The sequence below is a fragment of the Cohnella sp. SGD-V74 genome, assembly GCF_003001675.1.
In the GTDB taxonomy this organism is placed as follows: Bacteria; Bacillota; Bacilli; order Paenibacillales; family Paenibacillaceae; genus Cohnella.
This window is the reverse complement of record NZ_PVYW01000009.1, coordinates 104,822-122,235: the sequence shown is the minus strand read 5'-3', so window position 1 is coordinate 122,235 and position 17,414 is coordinate 104,822. Positions and strand designations below refer to the sequence as shown.

Genomic DNA, 17,414 nt, shown 5'->3' with positions numbered 1-17,414 from the left:
AAGCGATAGGGATGGTTGTTTTGTTCGCATGCTGCAACCCGGCCCAGCACGGTTCCAGCGACTCAGCCTCCCGTTCGCTCGCTCCAACCCGACTCAGCACCGTTACAGCGACTCAACCAGCTCATTCGCGGCTCCAACCCGACTCAGCACGGTTACAGCGCCGCAACCAGCTCATTCGTGGCTCCAACCCGACTCAGCACCGTTACAGCGACTCAACCTCTCGTTCGCTCGCTCCAACCAGACCCGGCACGGTTACAGCGACTCAACCAGCTCATTCGCGGCTCCAACCCGACTCAGCACCGTTACAGCGACTCAACCAGTTCATTCGCGGCTCCAACCTCCGCTCGCTCTAGCCCGATGCAGTCGGGCTAAGGAAAACTACCGGAAACGGTGATTGCGAACGCCGGATATGGCGGTGAAGAAAAAACTCAGAAATGTCGAAAGATACGCGTTATCGGTACGAACGAGGGTTATGCCAGCGTGTGTATTTGAAGAAATGCAAAAAAACTAGGATTTGTTTAGGGGGTTACAGGAGTTACAGGAGTTACAGGAGTTACAGGAGTTACAGGAGTTACAGGAGTTACAGGAGTTACAGGAGTTACAGGAGTTACGATTCAAACCAGAACGGCAGTGCTATAGGGATGCTCCCCTCTAGCACTGCCGTTCTGGCTTTCGCCGATTCATTCATCTGCAGTTTATATCAGCCCGTCTCGGCTTGAGGCTCCCACTTCGAATCTTCTTCCTTGTTCACGGTGATTCGGGATATCCGCAAGTGATCGGTCTCTTCTATCGTAAACCGGAATCCTTCTTCGGCGACGACGAATTGGTTTTTCTTCGGCGGGTTTTCGATCTGGGAGTATATCCAGCCTCCGATCGTGTCATAGTCGTCGGTAGGCAGATCGAGCCCGAAGAAGCTGTTCACCTCTTCGATGAGCATCATGCCGTTGATGGAGTACGTATTGTCGTCGCGCTGCTCCACATCCGGGCGTTCCTCGTCGAATTCGTCCTGAATTTCGCCGACGATCTCTTCCATAATATCTTCTAGCGTAACCAAACCGGAAGTTCCGCCGTATTCGTCGATCAGAATCGCGATTTGCGTCTTCTTCTTCTGCATCAGCTTAAGCAGCGCGCTGATCGGCATGCTCTCGGGCACCGTCGTCATCGGGCGCAACAGATCGCGAATGTCGATAACGGCATTGTCCGGCACCTTCAGCAAGTCCTTGATATGCACGAAGCCGATAATGTTGTCCTTGTCTTTCTCGCACACGGGATATCTCGTATGCATCTCGCGCAACGCGATCGCCCGATTCTCCTGGAAACTCAGATTGCCGTACAGGCAGCTCATCTCGGTCCGGGGAATCATGATCTCTCGGGCGTTCGTCTCCGAGAATTCGAAAATGTTATCCATTAGCGTAAGTTCGGTATTGTCGATCAATCCGCTCTTATGGCTTTCCTGTACCAGAATCCGGATCTCTTCCTCCGTATGCGCGGTGGAAGTGTCTTCCTTGACATCGATGCCGAACGGCTTCAGCAGCAAACCTGCCGTTCCGTTGAGCAACCAGATGAACGGGCTCATCACTTTGCGGAAAAAGATCATCGGGGCCGCCGTAAGCAGGGTGACCGCCTCGGCCTTGCGGATCGCTACCGATTTCGGCATCAATTCCCCAAGCACGATATGGAGCACCGTTATGAACGAAAAGCCGATGATGAAAGACAGCGGATGAACCAGATTCTCGTTGAGATGCACGGCTGCGAACATGGGCTCGAGCATACGGGCGATCGCGGGTTCGCCGATCCATCCCAGTCCAAGCGACGTCAGCGTAATGCCGAGCTGGCATGCCGACAAGTACGCGTCCAGATGTCCGACCAGGTGGGAAGCCACCTTCGCTCTCTTATGCCCTTCTTGCGCCAAGCTGTCGATCTTCGAGCCGCGCGCCTTCACCATCGCGAATTCGGCAGCCACGAAGAAACCGTTCAGAAAAACCAACACGAAGATCAAAAATAAATCCACGCCTAACGGAAAGGGGTCAGGGTCCAAATGTTTCCTATCCTCGCCGATAGCTGGGAGGACAGGTACACCTCCTTATCGAATAAAAAGTATAAAAACTGAAAACTCTATTCCTTAAGCTTAGACGGTTTCGGGCACCCCGTCAAACGACGATCGACCTCGTAATCCGCCGTAGTACCCATCTGTATTCGCTAGAGCCTGCCACCTATGCCGATTTTTCGGCCGTAAAGGCCGGATATCCCCGATTCCAACGAAAAAAGACCGTTTTTCCCGATCAAAGCCATTTTTTCCCTCGAAATACCCGGGTTGTCCGCTCCAAACTCCCTCTATCCGCGTTTCCCTCTTCGCCTTAACTGATTTTGCCGGATTTTATCTTCCATCCCTTGCTCGGTCGCCTCGTAGAAGACGCTCGAAGACAGCTTGTCCGGAAAATAGTTCTGTTCGACGTAGTGGCCGGGATAATCGTGCGGATACTTGTACCCGACATGGCCGAGCTTCTGCGCTCCGCTATAGTGCGCGTCCCGCAAGTGCAGTGGAACTTCCGCGGATTTGACGGCGTCGAAGGCCGACATGATCTTCCCGATCGTCACCGCGATCGCGTTCGACTTCGGACTCTCCACCGCGAACAGAATTGCCTGCGCCACGATATACTTGGCTTCCGGCCAGCCGATGCGGTGATAGGCCTCCATCGCGCTGACGGCCTGCACCATCGCCTGCGGATTGGCCAGCCCGATGTCCTCGCTGCAGGCGACGGTCAGCCGGCGCAGGAACACCATCGGGTCCATGCCCAGCTTCTCCACCGCGTACAGAAACCAGAACAGCGCCGCGTCGCTCGAGCCGCGTATGCTCTTGTGGAACGCCGACAGCACGTCGTACTGGGTCGATTCGTCGGCCTGAACCGTCGGTTGGCGGATCGATTCCACCGCGACTTCCAGCGTCACGCGGACGGTGCCGTCCAGCTCGGAAGGCGTCGTCACCGCAGCCAGTTCCAACGCGGTCAGCGCCCGGCGAATATCGCCGTTGGCCATCGATGCGATATGCTCCAGCGCCTCCTCGTCCGCCTGCAGCTTCATGAAACCGAGTCCCTTGACCGGATCGGTCAGCGCCCGGCGCATCGCGGCGAGCGAGTGCTCCTTCGTGAGCGGCTCGAGCCGGAACAGCGTCGAACGGGACAGCAAAGCTCCGTTCACGGAGTGGAACGGATTTTCCGTCGTGGCGCCGATGAAGACGATAATTCCCCGTTCGACGGCCGGAAGAAGCGCGTCCTGCCGGGCGCTGTTAAACCGGTGTACCTCGTCCAGGAACAGAATCGTCTTGCGGCCGTACATGTTTTTGCTGCTCTCCGCCCGCTCGATCACTTCGCGCACATCCTTGACGGACGCGTCGACCGCGTTCAGCCGCACGAAATCGCCCTGCGTCTGTTTGGAAATAATGTGCGCGAGTGTCGTCTTGCCGCAGCCCGGAGGACCGAACAGCAGAATGGACGACACGACGTCCCCCTCGATCGCCCTCCGCAGCAATTTCCCCGGACCTACCACATGCTCTTGCCCGATGTATTCGTCAAGCGTCTCCGGACGCATCCGGTCGGCGAGCAGCCGCCCGCGCGGCTCCGATTCCGCTTGGAAGCTGAACAAATCCATTCGTATTACCGCCTCTCTTCCTTATTATCATACCAGAAACTTGCGTTTCCAGGAAGAGAAAGCGATCATACGTTCCCTTTCAGATCGTACATCCGCTCCTTCACGATCTCTCTTCTCTCGCGGATATAGTTGCGGATGATGAATGGCTCCCCGATGAACTCCTGGTACAGCCATTTGCGGCTGCCGTCTTTCTTCATATACGGCGCGATTTTCTCCATCATTTTCTCCGCGACCGGCATCAGCCGTTTTTCCGTGAACGGCCCGTTCAGAGCCTGCTGCAAAATCGTTCGGTACTGCCTGCGAATGGAAGGAAACCCGAGCAGTTTGTTCGTCAGTACGTTGTACCCTTCCACCTTCACCAGATCACTCTCGACGATGCGTCCATAGCAATTGCGTCCCCAAGTTCCTTCATAGTCCCACGGAATCATGCGCAGCTTGCCCGTTTTGCTGCTCCGATAGATCGCGTAGTTTTGCTCGAAGCCGTCGTAATTGCCGGTCAGCACCGCCCCGGCGAGCCATCGCAAGTAATTGTCCACGTCCAGGCGGGAGCGAATGAATGCTTCGGCTTGCGATCCGTTGAGCGTATTCAGCCCCTTGATGAACGACGACAGCTTCGCTTTCTCTCCGCTTAAGCCGAATCGATGTTCGTAACCGGCGAGCAGCGACCTCTTCGGCCGGTCCGACTCCGACGAGATCAGCCCGAAATCCGCCCGGTTGTTGATCGCGTAGAACAGGGACGAAGCTCCGAGCTTCCTTTTGGAAAAAAACAGCTTCTCCACGCCCTCGATTTCCAGATAGACGCCTTTGGACTCTCCGTTAACCGTGAGAAGGACGTGCTTGGTGCGGGGGGCCGGGACACCGATCATCGGGAAAAAGGCGAAGGAAAGCGCGTTGCGAATCATCGAAGGGTCGTCGTATTCGGCATTATAATGGAAGGCTTGATTTTTGCGGACGACTTCGTACGATTTTTTCGGATAGCTCCGCGTATGTCCTCCCCGATACCGCACGGACACCGAAGTCGTTACGCCGTTGGTGCTCATTCTGCCCGGAACGTACCGATCGTTCCATAGGTTTTTTTCCATATCGCGGCTTGCTTCGTCGCTCAGCCTTATCGCCCTGACCGGTAGAGGCATGCACTCTCCGCCCTTCTTCATGTTGCGTCGTCTGAATCAGCGTATGTCGCCCCGGCATTGGCGGAAACGGCATCCGTCTATACGACGAAGAAGCGCCCGAACCGGGCGCTTCCTGCGTTCTTGCAGCTATGACTCCGTCAGTTCAACGCGACTTCGGCGCTGTGAATGGACAGGCTGGATATTTTATCGTTCACGATTCGGAAATAATAGTCCAGCAGCAGCGGGTCGGGCAACCCGGTTTTGTCATACGTCCCATCCAATTTCAACATTCCCCATTGTTGCCCCACCTCGCTTATTTTGATAATTTACACGGTCGGAATCGTTCCGCCATCGATGACGTATTCGCTCCCCGTAACGGATGCGGCGCGGTCGGAAATCAGAAACGCGGCCAGCTCGGCGACTTCTTCGGGAAATCCGGGGCGGCCAAGCGGAATGCCGCCGAGCGAATCCATAAGCTGCCGGAGCGCGCTTTCCCTGCTTCCCGTTGCCGCCGCCATTCGATCGATCAACGCATCCGCCGCCTCTGTCTGAATAAAACCGGGAGACAATGAATTAATTCGAATCCCTCTGGGGGAAAATTCGTTGGACAATCCTTTGCTGTAATTGGCAAGCGCGGCTTTGGCCGCAGCGTAGGCCAACGTCGTTTCGTAAAGAGGCAACTTTCTCTGGATTGAGGTGAAATGCAGAATGACGCCGGATTTCCGTTCCAGCATTAGCGGGATCAAGGCGCGATCGAGCCGTACCGCGGCGAGAAGGTTCCAATTCAACGCCTGCAGCCAATCTTCATCGGTAAGGACCAGCGCTCCTCCCGGCGGCGTAGTCGATCCACCCACGCAGTGGACAAGGATGTCGATGCCTCCAAGCCGATCCTTCACCGCCGCGATGACTCGTTCTACTCCTTCGGGCGAAGCAATATCCGCTTGCACGAATTCAACCGAATTCGGCAGATCGGCAGGTTGAGAACGAGCTGTCGTAAGGACGGTCGCGCCGCCGCTTGCAAGCCTGTTCACGACGGCTTGTCCCATTCCTTTCGTTCCGCCGGTTACGAGCGCTTTCTTGCCTAGAAATTCCGTTGCCGAGAACTCGAATGTTTTGCTCATATTTGCATTTGTTCCTCTCCGTATTAGGAATGACCGGATCCGGATATTCGGCGCTTATTCCTTAAACGATGTTCAAGGGGGAACCCGATCTCATTTTACACTTGCCCCATTCATTACGTCCAATTTATTATAATAATAAAATTCATGAATAATATTAATGAGGAGAACGATCCGTTATGGAGCTTACACAGTTAGAATACTTTATGACCGTTGCGCGGTTAGAACATATGACGATGGCTTCGAAAGCGCTCGGCATCACCCAACCGGCGCTCAGTCATGCGATTGCCAAACTCGAGAACGAGATCGGCGCTCCCTTGTTCGAACGGAACGGGCGGAACGTGAAGCTGAACCGGAACGGCTCCATATTCTCGAAATGGATCGCTCAGGCGCTGCAGAACATCGAAAACGGCGTCAAGGAAATCGAAGAATGGTCTAATCCCGAAACGGGGGTCATCGCTTTATCCTATCTCAATATTTTAGGCGTCGATTTAATTCCCCGGTTAGTCCAAGACTATCAATCGACCTATCCCAAAGTCCGTTTCGAATTGACACAAGGCAATCTTGGCGACATCGACGAGCATCTGGAACAAGGACACTCGGATCTGATGATCACCTCGAGGGAATCGACGCTGGGCGATCATCCGTGGAGGACGATTCGCAAAGTCCCCTTGTTTATCGTCGTATCGTCCAGGCATCGTTTGGCCGATCGTTCGGCTCTAAGTCTGGAGGAGCTGTCCGGGGAAGCGTTCATCGGTTTGAAAAACAACTGCGGATTAAAAGCGACGATCCTATCGCGGTTTCGGCATACCGGGTTCGTGCTTGATTCGGCATATGAGGCGGAGGATTTGATTACCGTAGCCGGATTCGTGAAGTCGAATCTCGGCGTATCCGTCCTGCCCCAAACGATGGGGCTCATGCTGGATGAATTGGTCTGGATTCCGATAACGAATGAAGGCTGGCATTGGGAAATCGGCTTGCGCTGGAGGGAGGGCCGCCATATCTCTCCGGCAGCCAAGCGATTTATTGCATACATTGAACGGCGGTTCCGCGGAGCTGCACAGCAAAAAATCCCGACCGCCGTCAGCGATCAGGATTTATCACCGTCCGAATTATAGAGGAATAGGCGCATGGTGGAACCGAGTTAACTGCGCTTCTTGCTGTGCCCTTTGCGGCCCTTGTGACCTTTATGGCCTTTGCGCCCTTTGTGTCCCTTGTGGCCTTTACGGCAATCGCATTGGCAGCCGCCGCGACCGGTACGACCGTCACCTGTGCGCCCTGTACGTCCATCTCCTGTACGACCCGTACGCCCGTCTCCCGTGCGCCCTGTACGTCCATCTCCTGTACGACCCGTACGCCCGTCTCCCGTGCGGCCTGTACGTCCGCCGCCGGTGCGGCCCGTGCGCCCGTCGCCGGTGCGACCGGTACGACCGTCTCCGGTACGACCTCCCGTACGACCGCCAGTACGTCCATCTCCGGTACGACCTCCCGTACGATCGCCAGTACGTCCATCGCCGGTACGACCTCCCGTACGACCGCCGGTACGTCCATCGCCCGGATGACCGCCCGTGCGACCGCCGTCAGGTCCCCAGGTCCCCCACGTTTGGTGGCCTTGGTCCGGCGTATCGATCGGATCGTTCGTCGGTTCCTGCTCCTCGGGAGCTTGCTCGATGGGAGCTTGCCGCCTCTTCCTTTTTCCCCCGTACGTCCACCAGCATTTGCATTTGCGTATGCGTTTCGGACGGCGTTTGTTGTTCCCATGCAACAGCATGCTCAATGAAACTGCACCTCCTGAATAAAGATCATACAGTCTATGAGCCATCGCCGATCTCCGATAGAGACAGGCGCAGAATTGCGGCGAAAACGGGCGAATCCCGCTCCTGCAATCGCGGATTTTTGGCGGCCACTCGGACAACCAACCGTATCCCCCAACCTCGCGAACACATACATGTAGAGTACAAACCCGCTTCCCCTTCGGACGGTCGGGAAGGACGATCGCCGAATCGCGGAACGAGACGAGCCAAGCAAAAACGCCTTCGGCGTCCTCTGGACGATGAATGCGTTTTGTCGGAGACGATTCAGATAAGGATAGCGGATTTTATACTTGCTGAATCGTGAACAAGCTGCCGTCCGAAGGAATGAGCCTTTGCGCCGATACCCATCCATTCGCGGGATTTTTCTCAATAGGGAAGGAGTTCATCGTCTATGCTATTCGGGTTTCAACAACCTTTTTTTCAACAAAATCTTTTTCAAGAGCCGGTTCAGCAAAACAACAACGCCGCTCACCCCCCGAGCCACTATGTCGGCCGCGAAGTCGTCATTCATCTGAACGGGGGAGGACGTCTTGAAGGCACTCTCGTCGCCGCGCCGAATGACTACCTGGTGCTCGCGTCCCGCAACCACGGTCTCTGTTACGTGAACGGAGCGTTCGTCCGCAATATCTCCGAAGTTCGCCGCAGCGGTTCGAGCCGCGGGAAAAGCTCCCACCGGAGCCATATTAACGCGGCTAACTTTAATAGCCTGCTGCCCCGGCTGACCCGCCGGCACGTTCGAATCAGCCGCAACGGCGACGCGATCGACGGCTTTCTCGTTGAGGTGACGCGAGACAACGTCCTGCTCATCGTCGACGGCGAGCTGGTCCGTCTTCCAAGAAATCAGATCGCCTATGTGTGCTTGTCCGACAAAAGCCATAAGCATAAGCACCACCATCATCACCACCACCACAGCCATCACAAAAGCCATAAGTCCGGCAAATCGCACGGGAAAAAATCCCGCGGCAGAAGCTGAAGCCGGTGATAACCCAGTTTGGCCGCAAGGAGGTGCTCCCGCCCCCATGATCGATTACGCGAATGAGTTCGTTGCCCTGACGGTTTCAGATCTGCGCCATGCCGTCCGCGGCAAGCTCGTCGATCAAAGCGCGGATCTCGTCGTGCTGTACGACGGCACGCGATTCATGTACGTACCGCTCGTCCATATCGAGCAGCTGACCCGCTGTCCGCCGCCAGTTCGCATGCCGGAGGACATTCCCGAGCCGCCGCTGGACCCGGCGATAGACTTGTCCTACCGCAAAGTGCTGCTGAACGCCAAAGGCGTGTTCTCCGAGCTGTACGTCGCGGGAAGCCAGACGATTCACGGTTACGTTACGAGCGTGATGAACGACTTTTTCGTCTTTAACTCGCCGATGTACCGGTCTCTCTACGTATCGATGAGGCATCTGAAAATTCTCGCCCCCTTCGATCCCCTGAAGATGCCGTACGCTTTGGAGCAAATCAAGTTCCCGGTCTATCCGATGGCCGCGCCGCTCGCCCGCACATTCGACCAGCAGCTCAAAAAATTCGAAAAGGAATTCATCATTTTGGACCTGGGGGAACAGCCGCGGAAAACCGGTCTGCTGAAAACCGTCGACAACAACCTGCTGGAGCTCGTCGCCGCGGACGGAACGAGCACCTACGTTCATCTGGATCATGTCAAAACAATGCATCGTCCGTAAAAAGGCGGCTTGCTCAGAAGAGTTGCACGACACGACATGACGCCAGCCGCGCCGCACGCGAAAGGACCTCAAAATCCACTACAGTGGAAACTGAGGTCCTTTATCATGAAGAAATTTGCTTCCAAGCGGGCTTAATCCGTCGCAATTGCGGGACGGACCCTGACCGGCTCGTCATTTGCCGGAAGGACGCTTATGCTCCCCCGTCGGACGGCAGTCAGAGCTTCTCGATCAGCGCCTCACCCTTCGGATCGGCTCGCCGCGCCCTTCTCGACCAGCTCGCGGAACACGACGCTGACCATAATCAATCCCGCCACCGGAGGCACGAAAGCGTTGCTCGCCGGCGGCTGCTTCGCTTTGCGGATTTCCGGCGCCGTGTCCGGAACGATCCGCTGCGTGACGTCCTCCCTAGGCCGGATCGGGTCCTCCGTCGAGAACACGACCTGGACGCCTTTCTTGATCCCCGCTTCGCGCAGCTTCCTGCGGACGACGCGGGCGATCGGATCGACCGTCGTCTTGGAAATGTCGGCAACCTTGAACCGGCTCGGGTCCGTCTTGTTCGCCGCGCCCATGCTGGAGATGATCGGAATGTCGCGTTCCAGGCACTGCTTCATCAGATGAACCTTGTAGACGATCGTGTCCGATGCGTCGACGACATAGTCCAGCGGATACTTGAACAGCTCCTCGTACGTCTCCTCGGTATAGAACATGCGGAGCGCGATGACGTCGCATTCCGGATTGATCAGCTTGATCCGATCCCTCATCAGCTCCGCCTTCGGCTGGCCGACCGTCGTCGTCAGCGCATGGACCTGGCGGTTGATGTTCGTAATATCGACGACGTCCTTATCGATCAGAATAATCCGCCCGATACCCGAACGGGCCAGCGCCTCGGCGGCGATGCCGCCGACTCCGCCGATGCCGAGCACGGCCACGGTGCTGCCCTTCAGCGTCTCGAGGCCTTCCGGTCCGATCGCCAGCTCCGTTCTGGAAAATTGGTGCAACATCGATAGGTTCGCTCCTTTTGATTAGCCTTGGCTTTGCGCGACCGCTTCGTCCTCCGGCTTCGCTTCCGGAGCGGCATTCTTCGCCTGCGCCGCGACCGCTTTCGCCGACAGTCTTACGTGCAGGTCTTCCAGCTGGCGTTCCGCGACCGGCGACGGAGCGTCGCACAGCAGGTCGGTGGCGCTGGCCGTCTTCGGGAACGCGATCGTCTCGCGCAGGTTCGTGCGGCCCGTGAGCAGCATGACGAGACGGTCCAGACCGAAGGCGATGCCGCCGTGCGGAGGCGTGCCGTATTCGAACGCGTCCAGGAAGAAGCCGAACTTCTCCTTCGCTTCTTCGAGCGAGAAGCCGAGCGCCTTGAACATCTGCTCCTGCACGTCGCGGCGGTAAATCCGCATCGAGCCGCCTCCGACTTCGTAGCCGTTAAGCACGATATCGTAAGCTTGCGCGCGGATCGCGCCCGGATCGCTGTCGAACAGCGCCAGGTCCTCGTCGTTCGGACGCGTGAACGGATGGTGCTCCGCGACGAAACGCTTCGCTTCCTCGTCCCAGCCGAGCAGCGGGAAGTCGACGACCCACAGGAATTTGTACGCGCTGTTGTCGATCAAGCCGAGTTCGCGCCCGACCTTCAGACGCAGGTTGCCCATGACGTCGGCCGCCGTCTTCAGCTTGTCGGCGGAGAACGTGATCAAGTCGCCTTCCTCAACGTTCAGACGCTCGGTCAGCGCGGCGATCTCTTCCGGCTTGAAGAACTTCACGATCGGACCGTTCCACTTGCCTTCCTTGACCGTAATCCACGCGATGCCCTTGCCGCCGTAACGCGCCGCGAACGGCTGCAGATCGTCGAGCTCCTTGCGGCTCCAGCTTGCGCAGCCTTTGGCGTTAAGCGCCTTGACGACGCCTCCCGATGCGGCGACGGACGCGAATACCTTCACGTCGCTGCCCTTCACGATGTCCGTGACGTCTTCGATCTCAAGGCCGAAGCGCAGGTCCGGCTTGTCGGAGCCGTACTTGTGGATAGCGTCGTGGTACGTCAGGCGCTGGAACGGAGTCGGAATGTCGACGCCGATCGTCTCGCGGAACAGGCGCGCCATCAATTGCTCCATCATGCCGAGAAGCTGCTCTTGCGACAGGAACGACGTCTCGATGTCGACCTGCGTGAATTCCGGCTGGCGGTCGGCGCGCAGATCTTCGTCGCGGAAGCAGCGGGCGACTTGATAATAACGCTCCAAGCCGCCGATCATCAGCAGCTGCTTGAACAGCTGCGGGGACTGCGGCAGCGCGAAAAACTCGCCCGGATGCACCCGGCTTGGCACCAGATAGTCGCGCGCGCCTTCCGGCGTGCTCTTGGTCAGAATCGGCGTCTCCACGTCGATAAAGCCGTTCTCGTCGAGGAAGTCGCGGAACACCTTCGTCGCTTTCGAACGGAGCAGCAGCGTCTTCTGCATCTCCGGACGGCGCAAGTCGAGGTAACGGTACTTCAAGCGCAGCGATTCGTCCACTTCCACGCCGTCTTCGATCGGGAACGGAGGCGTTTTGGCCGCGTTGATGACTTCCACTTGCGTGACTTGAACTTCGATTTCACCCGTAACCAGGTTGGGGTTGTACGTTTCCGGGTCGCGTTCGACGATTTTGCCCGATACGGCCAGCACATATTCGTTGCGCGCGCGGCTGCCGAGTTCGAGCGCGTCCTTGGAGATTTCCGGGTTGAAGACGATTTGCACGATCCCCGTGCGGTCGCGCAAGTCGATGAAGAGCAGGCCGCCGAAGTCGCGCCAGCCTTGCACCCATCCGTTCAGCACGACGGTCTGGCCGACGTGTTCCTTCGTTAACTTGCCGCAGTCGTTCGTTTTGAGCATCATTTGTGATCTTTCCCCTTTTTATGGTGTAGGTGCAGTCAGTTTCTTGATCGCGTCCGCCAGTTCGCTCAGCTTCACGGCCGTTTGCTCGCCGCCTGCTATCGGCCGCAGGGAGATCTCTCCCCGGTCCAGCTCGTCGTCGCCCAACACGGCCGCATAGCGGGCTCCGCTGCGCTCCGCCGCCTTGAACTGCGCCTTCGTCTTGCGTCCGAGGTAATCCCGCTCCGCGGCGATTCCCGCATCCCGCAGCCGCTGCGTCAGGCCGGGAGCCGCTTGCTCAGCCCGCTCGCCCAGCGCGACGATGTAGACGTCCGCCTGGTTGCCCAAGTCCGGCTTGATGCCTTGGCTTTCCAGCAGCAGCAGCGTCCGCTCCAGTCCGAGCCCGAGTCCGACGCCCGGCTTGTCGTCCCCGCCGATCTCCGCCACGAGCCCGTTGTACCGGCCGCCGCCGCCGATCGTATCGATCGCGCCGATTCCTTGCGCCTTGTACTCGAACGCCGTGTGCGTGTAATAGTCCAGCCCTCTGACAAGCCGCGGGTTCAGCCGGTACGGAATGCTCATCTCATCCAGGCATTCGCGCACGCGCGCGAAGTGCTTCTCGCAGGCCTCGTCCAGGCTGTCCAGAATCGACGGAGCGTCCGTGAACTTATCCTGGTCGACTTTGCAATCCAGCACTCGGAGCGGATTGCGGTCGATGCGCGCCTGGCAGTCCTTGCACAGGCTCTCGCGCATCGGCAGCAGGAAGGCGAGCAGCTTCTCCCGGAACGCAGCACGGACCGCGGGCGTGCCGACGGAGTTCAAATCCACCGATACTCCGGTCAGTCCCAGCTCCCGGTAAAAGTGATAACCCAAGGCGATCACTTCCGCGTCGAGCGCCGGGTCGTCGGAGCCGATCGCCTCGACGCCGAACTGATGGAACTGGCGGTATCTGCCCGCCTGCGCGCGCTCGTATCGGAACATCGGCCCGATATAGTACAGCTTCGCAATGTCCGGATCGCCGTACAGCTTGTTTTCCACGTAAGAACGGACGACGCCGGCCGTCCCTTCCGGACGAAGCGTCATGCTGCGCTCGCCGCGATCCTCGAACGTGTACATCTCTTTCTCGACGATATCCGTCGTCTCGCCGACACCGCGTTTGAACAGCTCGGTGCCTTCGAAGATCGGCGTTCTAATCTCTCTGAACCGGTAACGCCGGCAAATGTCGCGAGCCGTGCTCTCTACGTATTGCCATAGCTCGGAATTGCCGGGCATAATGTCCTGCGTGCCCGGAGGCTTCTGGAAACCCATGTCCTTCTCACTCCTAAATCGCGCATAATCGGAAGCTGTCCTGCGGATCAAAAAAGCCCCCGTCCCATGGCGATCTCGCTTAAAGATCGTCAGGGACGAGAGCTTGTCGTTACGCTCCCGCGGTGCCACCCGTCGTTCAAGCCCCGTCTTCCGACGACGGCTTGCTGCTTATGTCCGGTTAACGCCCGGCTGCGCCGCGATGCTACTAGGCCGATTCTGACGAGGGCGTCAGGCAGGCGGTTCCCATCGGGTTCTCGGGGAGGTCGTTCGTCCGATCATTGCCGGAAAGCTTGCAGCCGAAGGCTTTCCTCTCTGTGGGCTTGGGGCCGGATTACTTATTCCCGTCATCGAATCTGAGGCTTTGGAAATACAATTGTAATTTATTGTAGTCTGTTGCGGTACGCCTGTCAAGGAAGATCCTTATCAGGATGCTCCAGCCGGGACGGCCGCATTCCCGATACAAAGAAAATAACCTGTCGAAATCGACAGGTTCAATAGTTGTTTATATTGAAAAAGGGGGTCGTCTATAGATTAGTCGATAAACTTTAAGCTCGCGTGTATAACAGATTACAGTTTGATTACAAAAAAGTAAGCGTTCCCTTGTCGTCTTGGCCCTGCAGGAGCCGACAAGACTTCAAGGAACCGCTAAAAGGTCAGCATAATCTCGTATCCCAGCCGCTCGTAATGCGCGACCCGCCTCTGAAACTTCCTCAGCTCCGCGAAATCGTGCTCCATCGCATGCATGTCCACGATGAAGGCCCGATCGGCGGAATCGGGTCTGGACGACTCGAAGTGCGAGACGATTTCGTCCAGAATGCGGTCTCCGTCGTCATGCGCCAAAATGTGATAATATCCGTCTTCCCGCGTCCCGCAATATTCCCATCCCGAAGCCACGGCTTTCCCCCTCGGCTGTTACGCGGCGCATTCGGCGGCCCCGCTCCGGCCTTCCTCCGTTACCCTCTGCCGCCCGGAGGATGCCTCCGGCCGTTGGAGGCTCCGCCCGCAGGACCGGCCCCGAGCTCGCCTGCGAATTCTTCGCCTTGCGACGCCAGAGCCATTGCCTCCCTGCGCTCCGGCATAAGGCCCTCCTGCATCAGCCACAGCGCCGTCTTTTCCTTCCGCGATTGTCTCATGTCTTCTCCTGCCTTTACTCCAAAAGTAGGGATTTGACATGTATTATGGCCCAATCGAGGCTTTCCCAAACGGTCAGCGGCTTTCCAGGATCAGCGTCACCGGACCGTCGTTCACGAGCGACACGTCCATCATCGCCCCGAACTTGCCCGTCTCGACCCGCAGTCCCCGCGCACGCAGCAGCTCGTTAAACTTGTCGTACAGCGCTTCGGCCAGCTCCGGTCTGGCCGCGCCCATGAAGTTCGGCCTCCTGCCTTTGCGGCAGTCGCCGTACAACGTGAACTGCGACACGGACAGCACGTCGCCCCCGACGTCTTCGACGGACAGGTTCATTTTCCCCGCATCGTCCTCGAAAATTCTCAGCCCGGCCAGCTTGTCCGCCATCCAGGCCAAATCCTGCTCCGAATCCTCCTGCCCGACTCCGACGAGCAGCAGCAACCCTTTGCCTATCGCGCCTACGACTTCATTGCCAACGGTAACCTTGGCGTCGGATACCCGCTGCAAAACGACTTTCATCTTTCCGCTTCCTCCGTCTCCCGCCGCTATTGCATCATCCGCTGCACGGAAAAAATATCTTTGACCCGCTTGATCTTGTCGACGACCGATTGCAGATGCTCCTTGTTGCGAATCAGAATCGTCATGTGCATGATCGCCATTTTGTTTTTGTCCGACCGTCCGGACACCGCGGCGATGTTCGTCTTGCTCTCGGATACGGCCTGCAGCACCTCGTTGAGCAAACCGCGGCGGTCGTGGCCCAGAATCTCGATCTCCACGCTGTAATTGGCGTCGACCGAAGATTCCCATTCGACCTCGATGACCCGAGCCGCTTCCTCGCCGTCCTCTCCGGTCGGAATGTTCGCGCAGTCGGTGCGGTGGACGGACACGCCCCGGCCTCTCGTAATATAGCCGATAATATCGTCTCCGGGCACCGGATTGCAGCAGCGAGCGAAGCGGACGAGCAAATTGTCCACGCCTTTGACGCTGACGCCGTGAGACGTCCGCTTCTTCTCCGCGGACGATGAGGCGGGCGCCTTCATCTCCTTGACTTCGGCCGTCAGCTGGATCTGCTGCGCTTCCTCCGCTTCCTTGCGCAGCTTCTCGGTCAGCTTCGTGCAGATCTGCGCCGCCGTAATGCCGCCGAAGCCGATCGCCGACAGCATATCCTCCACGTCGTTAAACGTAAATTTCTTCGCCGCGTCCAGCAGCTTCTCGTCCGCCGTCCATTCGTGCGGCTCCAATCCGAGCCTCTTCAGCTCCCGTTCGAGCAGCTCGCGCCCTTTTTCGACGCTTTCCTCGCGTTTCTCTTTTTTGAACCATTGGCGGATCTTGCTTCTCGTATGTGAGGATTGCGCAATTTTGAGCCAGTCCTGGCTCGGTCCGTAAGAGTGCTTGGACGTCAAAATCTCCACGATGTCGCCGGTCTTCAGCTTATGATCGAGCGGGACGATCCGACCGTTGACCTTGGCGCCGATCGTCCGGTTTCCTACCTCGGTATGCACCCGATAGGCAAAGTCCAGCGGAACCGAACCGGCGGGCAGCTCGAACACTTCGCCCTTGGGCGTGAACACGAACACCAGGTCGGTGAAAAAGTCCATTTTGAGCGATTCCATGAACTCCGCCGCATCCCGAGTCTCCTGTTGAAGCTCGATGATCTCGCGGAACCAGTTCATTTTCTCCCCGAAGCTGCCCGGAACGACGCCTGCGGCATTGCCGTCCTTGTACGCCCAGTGCGCCGCGATCCCGAATTCGCTCGTGCGGTGCATCTCCCATGTGCGGATCTGCACCTCCGTCGGCTCGCCCGTCGATCCTACGATCGTCGTGTGCAGCGACTGGTACATATTCGCCTTCGGCATCGCGATATAATCCTTGAACCGGCCGGGCATCGGCTTCCACAGCGTATGAATGATTCCAAGCGTGGCATAGCAATCCTTCACATTGTCGACCAAGATCCGGATTGCCAGCAAATCGTAGATTTCGTTAAACTGCTTGTTGCGCGTCATCATCTTCTTGTAGACGCTGTAGATGTGCTTCGGACGCCCCGAGATATCGCCTTGGATGCCCATCTCCTCGAGCTTCTCGCGAATTTTGTCGATGAGCTCGGTAATATAATTCTCCCGCTCCGTCCGCTTCATCTTCATCAGATGGGCGATGCGGTAATATTGCTGCGGATTGAGGAAACGAAGCGCGATATCCTCCATCTCCCACTTGATGGCGCTGATCCCGAGGCGGTGAGCGATCGGACAGAAAATGTCGAGCGTCTCCTGCGCGATGCGCCGCTGGCTCTCCTCGGACTGAAACTTCAACGTGCGCATATTGTGCAGACGGTCGGCCAGCTTGATCAGAATGACGCGGATATCGTTGGCCATCGCGACGAACATTTTACGATAGTTCTCGTTCTGCTGCTCTTCCTTGGACCGGAACTGGATTCGCTCCAGCTTGGTCAAGCCGTCGACAAGTCCCGCCAGCGTCTCCCCGAAACGTTCGCGAAGATCGTCGAGCGTTACCTTGGTGTCTTCCACGACATCGTGAAGCAGAGCCGCCATCACCGTCACGACGTCCATCTGCATGCCCATGCATATTTCGGCCACGGCGACCGGATGCAAAATATAAGGTTCGCCGGATTTGCGAACTTGGCCGCGATGCGCTTCTTCGGCAAATTCGTAAGCTTCCCGGATTTTCTGCAAGTCTTGCTCTTTCATATAAGTAGATGCTTTCTCGAGAAGCAGCTCCATGCCCATGCCGAATTCCTTTCCGCCGACGCCTTACGCCG

General features: G+C 57.6%; 16 protein-coding genes. 3 read left to right on the top strand and 13 right to left on the bottom strand.

Translation table 11 applies throughout. The features are described 5' to 3' along the window. Window positions 1-700: 700 nt before the first annotated feature. The 5 genes from B0G52_RS15285 to B0G52_RS15270 form a co-directional block, all read right to left on the bottom strand. The gene (locus tag B0G52_RS15285; RefSeq protein ID WP_369827068.1) at window positions 701-1,999 is read right to left on the bottom strand and encodes a hemolysin family protein; all 1,299 of its coding nucleotides are present in this window, start codon (window positions 1,997-1,999) and stop codon (window positions 701-703) included. Between the two features lie 335 nt (window positions 2,000-2,334). Further along, a complete protein-coding gene (locus tag B0G52_RS15280; protein ID WP_094045762.1) occupies window positions 2,335-3,648 on the bottom strand; it encodes a replication-associated recombination protein A in 1,314 nt (437 codons plus the stop codon). Window positions 3,649-3,713: 65 nt separating this feature from the next. Then, window positions 3,714-4,781: a CotH kinase family protein gene (locus tag B0G52_RS15275; RefSeq protein ID WP_094045760.1), complete on the bottom strand. Its 1,068-nt coding sequence runs from the start codon at window positions 4,779-4,781 to the stop codon at window positions 3,714-3,716. A 137-nt stretch (window positions 4,782-4,918) separates the two neighbouring features. Next, entirely contained in the window at window positions 4,919-5,050 is a 132-nt protein-coding gene (locus B0G52_RS36440; RefSeq protein ID WP_255407497.1) for a hypothetical protein, read from the bottom strand. A 36-nt stretch (window positions 5,051-5,086) separates the two neighbouring features. Next, window positions 5,087-5,881, bottom strand: coding sequence for an SDR family oxidoreductase (locus B0G52_RS15270; protein WP_094045758.1), 795 nt, complete (start codon window positions 5,879-5,881; stop codon window positions 5,087-5,089). 176 nt (window positions 5,882-6,057) lie between these two features. On the opposite strand from B0G52_RS15270, the gene B0G52_RS15265 reads away from it, so the two are divergent. Next, the gene (locus B0G52_RS15265; protein ID WP_094045756.1) at window positions 6,058-6,996 is read left to right on the top strand and encodes a LysR family transcriptional regulator; all 939 of its coding nucleotides are present in this window, start codon (window positions 6,058-6,060) and stop codon (window positions 6,994-6,996) included. On the opposite strand, the gene B0G52_RS35600 is transcribed toward B0G52_RS15265, so the two are convergent. Continuing rightward, window positions 6,962-7,390: a hypothetical protein gene (locus B0G52_RS35600; protein WP_158223721.1), complete on the bottom strand. Its 429-nt coding sequence runs from the start codon at window positions 7,388-7,390 to the stop codon at window positions 6,962-6,964. The genes B0G52_RS15265 and B0G52_RS35600 overlap by 35 nt on opposite strands. Before the next feature lie 693 nt (window positions 7,391-8,083). On the opposite strand from B0G52_RS35600, the gene B0G52_RS35270 reads away from it, so the two are divergent. Beyond that, a complete protein-coding gene (locus tag B0G52_RS35270; protein ID WP_143762570.1) occupies window positions 8,084-8,665 on the top strand; it encodes a hypothetical protein in 582 nt (193 codons plus the stop codon). A gap of 46 nt (window positions 8,666-8,711) precedes the next feature. Next, window positions 8,712-9,368 (top strand): DUF2642 domain-containing protein, encoded by a 657-nt coding sequence (locus B0G52_RS15250; protein WP_094045752.1) that lies wholly within the window; start codon window positions 8,712-8,714, stop codon window positions 9,366-9,368. A 236-nt stretch (window positions 9,369-9,604) separates the two neighbouring features. Here B0G52_RS15250 and B0G52_RS15245 read toward each other — a convergent pair whose 3' ends face one another. From B0G52_RS15245 to B0G52_RS15215, 7 genes are all read right to left on the bottom strand, one after another. Further along, window positions 9,605-10,369, bottom strand: coding sequence for a tRNA threonylcarbamoyladenosine dehydratase (locus B0G52_RS15245; protein WP_094045751.1), 765 nt, complete (start codon window positions 10,367-10,369; stop codon window positions 9,605-9,607). A 21-nt stretch (window positions 10,370-10,390) separates the two neighbouring features. Continuing rightward, window positions 10,391-12,229 (bottom strand): aspartate--tRNA ligase, encoded by a 1,839-nt coding sequence (aspS, locus tag B0G52_RS15240; protein WP_094045749.1) that lies wholly within the window; start codon window positions 12,227-12,229, stop codon window positions 10,391-10,393. 18 nt (window positions 12,230-12,247) lie between these two features. Beyond that, on the bottom strand, window positions 12,248-13,513 hold the full coding sequence (hisS, locus tag B0G52_RS15235; RefSeq protein WP_094045747.1) for a histidine--tRNA ligase: 1,266 nt from the start codon (window positions 13,511-13,513) through the stop codon (window positions 12,248-12,250). A 645-nt stretch (window positions 13,514-14,158) separates the two neighbouring features. Next, entirely contained in the window at window positions 14,159-14,407 is a 249-nt protein-coding gene (locus B0G52_RS15230; protein WP_094045745.1) for a hypothetical protein, read from the bottom strand. A gap of 59 nt (window positions 14,408-14,466) precedes the next feature. Beyond that, window positions 14,467-14,646, bottom strand: coding sequence for a hypothetical protein (locus B0G52_RS15225; RefSeq protein ID WP_094045743.1), 180 nt, complete (start codon window positions 14,644-14,646; stop codon window positions 14,467-14,469). A 73-nt stretch (window positions 14,647-14,719) separates the two neighbouring features. After that, entirely contained in the window at window positions 14,720-15,160 is a 441-nt protein-coding gene (gene dtd / locus B0G52_RS15220; RefSeq protein WP_094045741.1) for a D-aminoacyl-tRNA deacylase, read from the bottom strand. 26 nt (window positions 15,161-15,186) lie between these two features. Beyond that, window positions 15,187-17,382, bottom strand: coding sequence for a RelA/SpoT family protein (locus tag B0G52_RS15215; protein ID WP_094045738.1), 2,196 nt, complete (start codon window positions 17,380-17,382; stop codon window positions 15,187-15,189). Window positions 17,383-17,414: the final 32 nt, after the last annotated feature.

Coding starts and splice junctions, on each gene's coding strand:
- B0G52_RS15280 (WP_094045762.1), bottom strand. CDS start 3,648: ATGGATTTGTTCAGCTTCCAAGCGGAATCGGAGCCGCGCGGGCGGCTG.
- B0G52_RS15275 (WP_094045760.1), bottom strand. CDS start 4,781: ATGCCTCTACCGGTCAGGGCGATAAGGCTGAGCGACGAAGCAAGCCGC.
- B0G52_RS36440 (WP_255407497.1), bottom strand. CDS start 5,050: ATGTTGAAATTGGATGGGACGTATGACAAAACCGGGTTGCCCGACCCG.
- B0G52_RS15270 (WP_094045758.1), bottom strand. CDS start 5,881: ATGAGCAAAACATTCGAGTTCTCGGCAACGGAATTTCTAGGCAAGAAA.
- B0G52_RS15265 (WP_094045756.1), top strand. CDS start 6,058: ATGGAGCTTACACAGTTAGAATACTTTATGACCGTTGCGCGGTTAGAA.
- B0G52_RS35600 (WP_158223721.1), bottom strand. CDS start 7,390: ATGGACGTACTGGCGATCGTACGGGAGGTCGTACCGGAGATGGACGTA.
- B0G52_RS35270 (WP_143762570.1), top strand. CDS start 8,084: ATGCTATTCGGGTTTCAACAACCTTTTTTTCAACAAAATCTTTTTCAA.
- B0G52_RS15250 (WP_094045752.1), top strand. CDS start 8,712: ATGATCGATTACGCGAATGAGTTCGTTGCCCTGACGGTTTCAGATCTG.
- B0G52_RS15245 (WP_094045751.1), bottom strand. CDS start 10,369: ATGTTGCACCAATTTTCCAGAACGGAGCTGGCGATCGGACCGGAAGGC.
- aspS (WP_094045749.1), bottom strand. CDS start 12,229: ATGATGCTCAAAACGAACGACTGCGGCAAGTTAACGAAGGAACACGTC.
- hisS (WP_094045747.1), bottom strand. CDS start 13,513: ATGGGTTTCCAGAAGCCTCCGGGCACGCAGGACATTATGCCCGGCAAT.
- B0G52_RS15225 (WP_094045743.1), bottom strand. CDS start 14,646: ATGAGACAATCGCGGAAGGAAAAGACGGCGCTGTGGCTGATGCAGGAG.
- dtd (WP_094045741.1), bottom strand. CDS start 15,160: ATGAAAGTCGTTTTGCAGCGGGTATCCGACGCCAAGGTTACCGTTGGC.
- B0G52_RS15215 (WP_094045738.1), bottom strand. CDS start 17,382: ATGGGCATGGAGCTGCTTCTCGAGAAAGCATCTACTTATATGAAAGAG.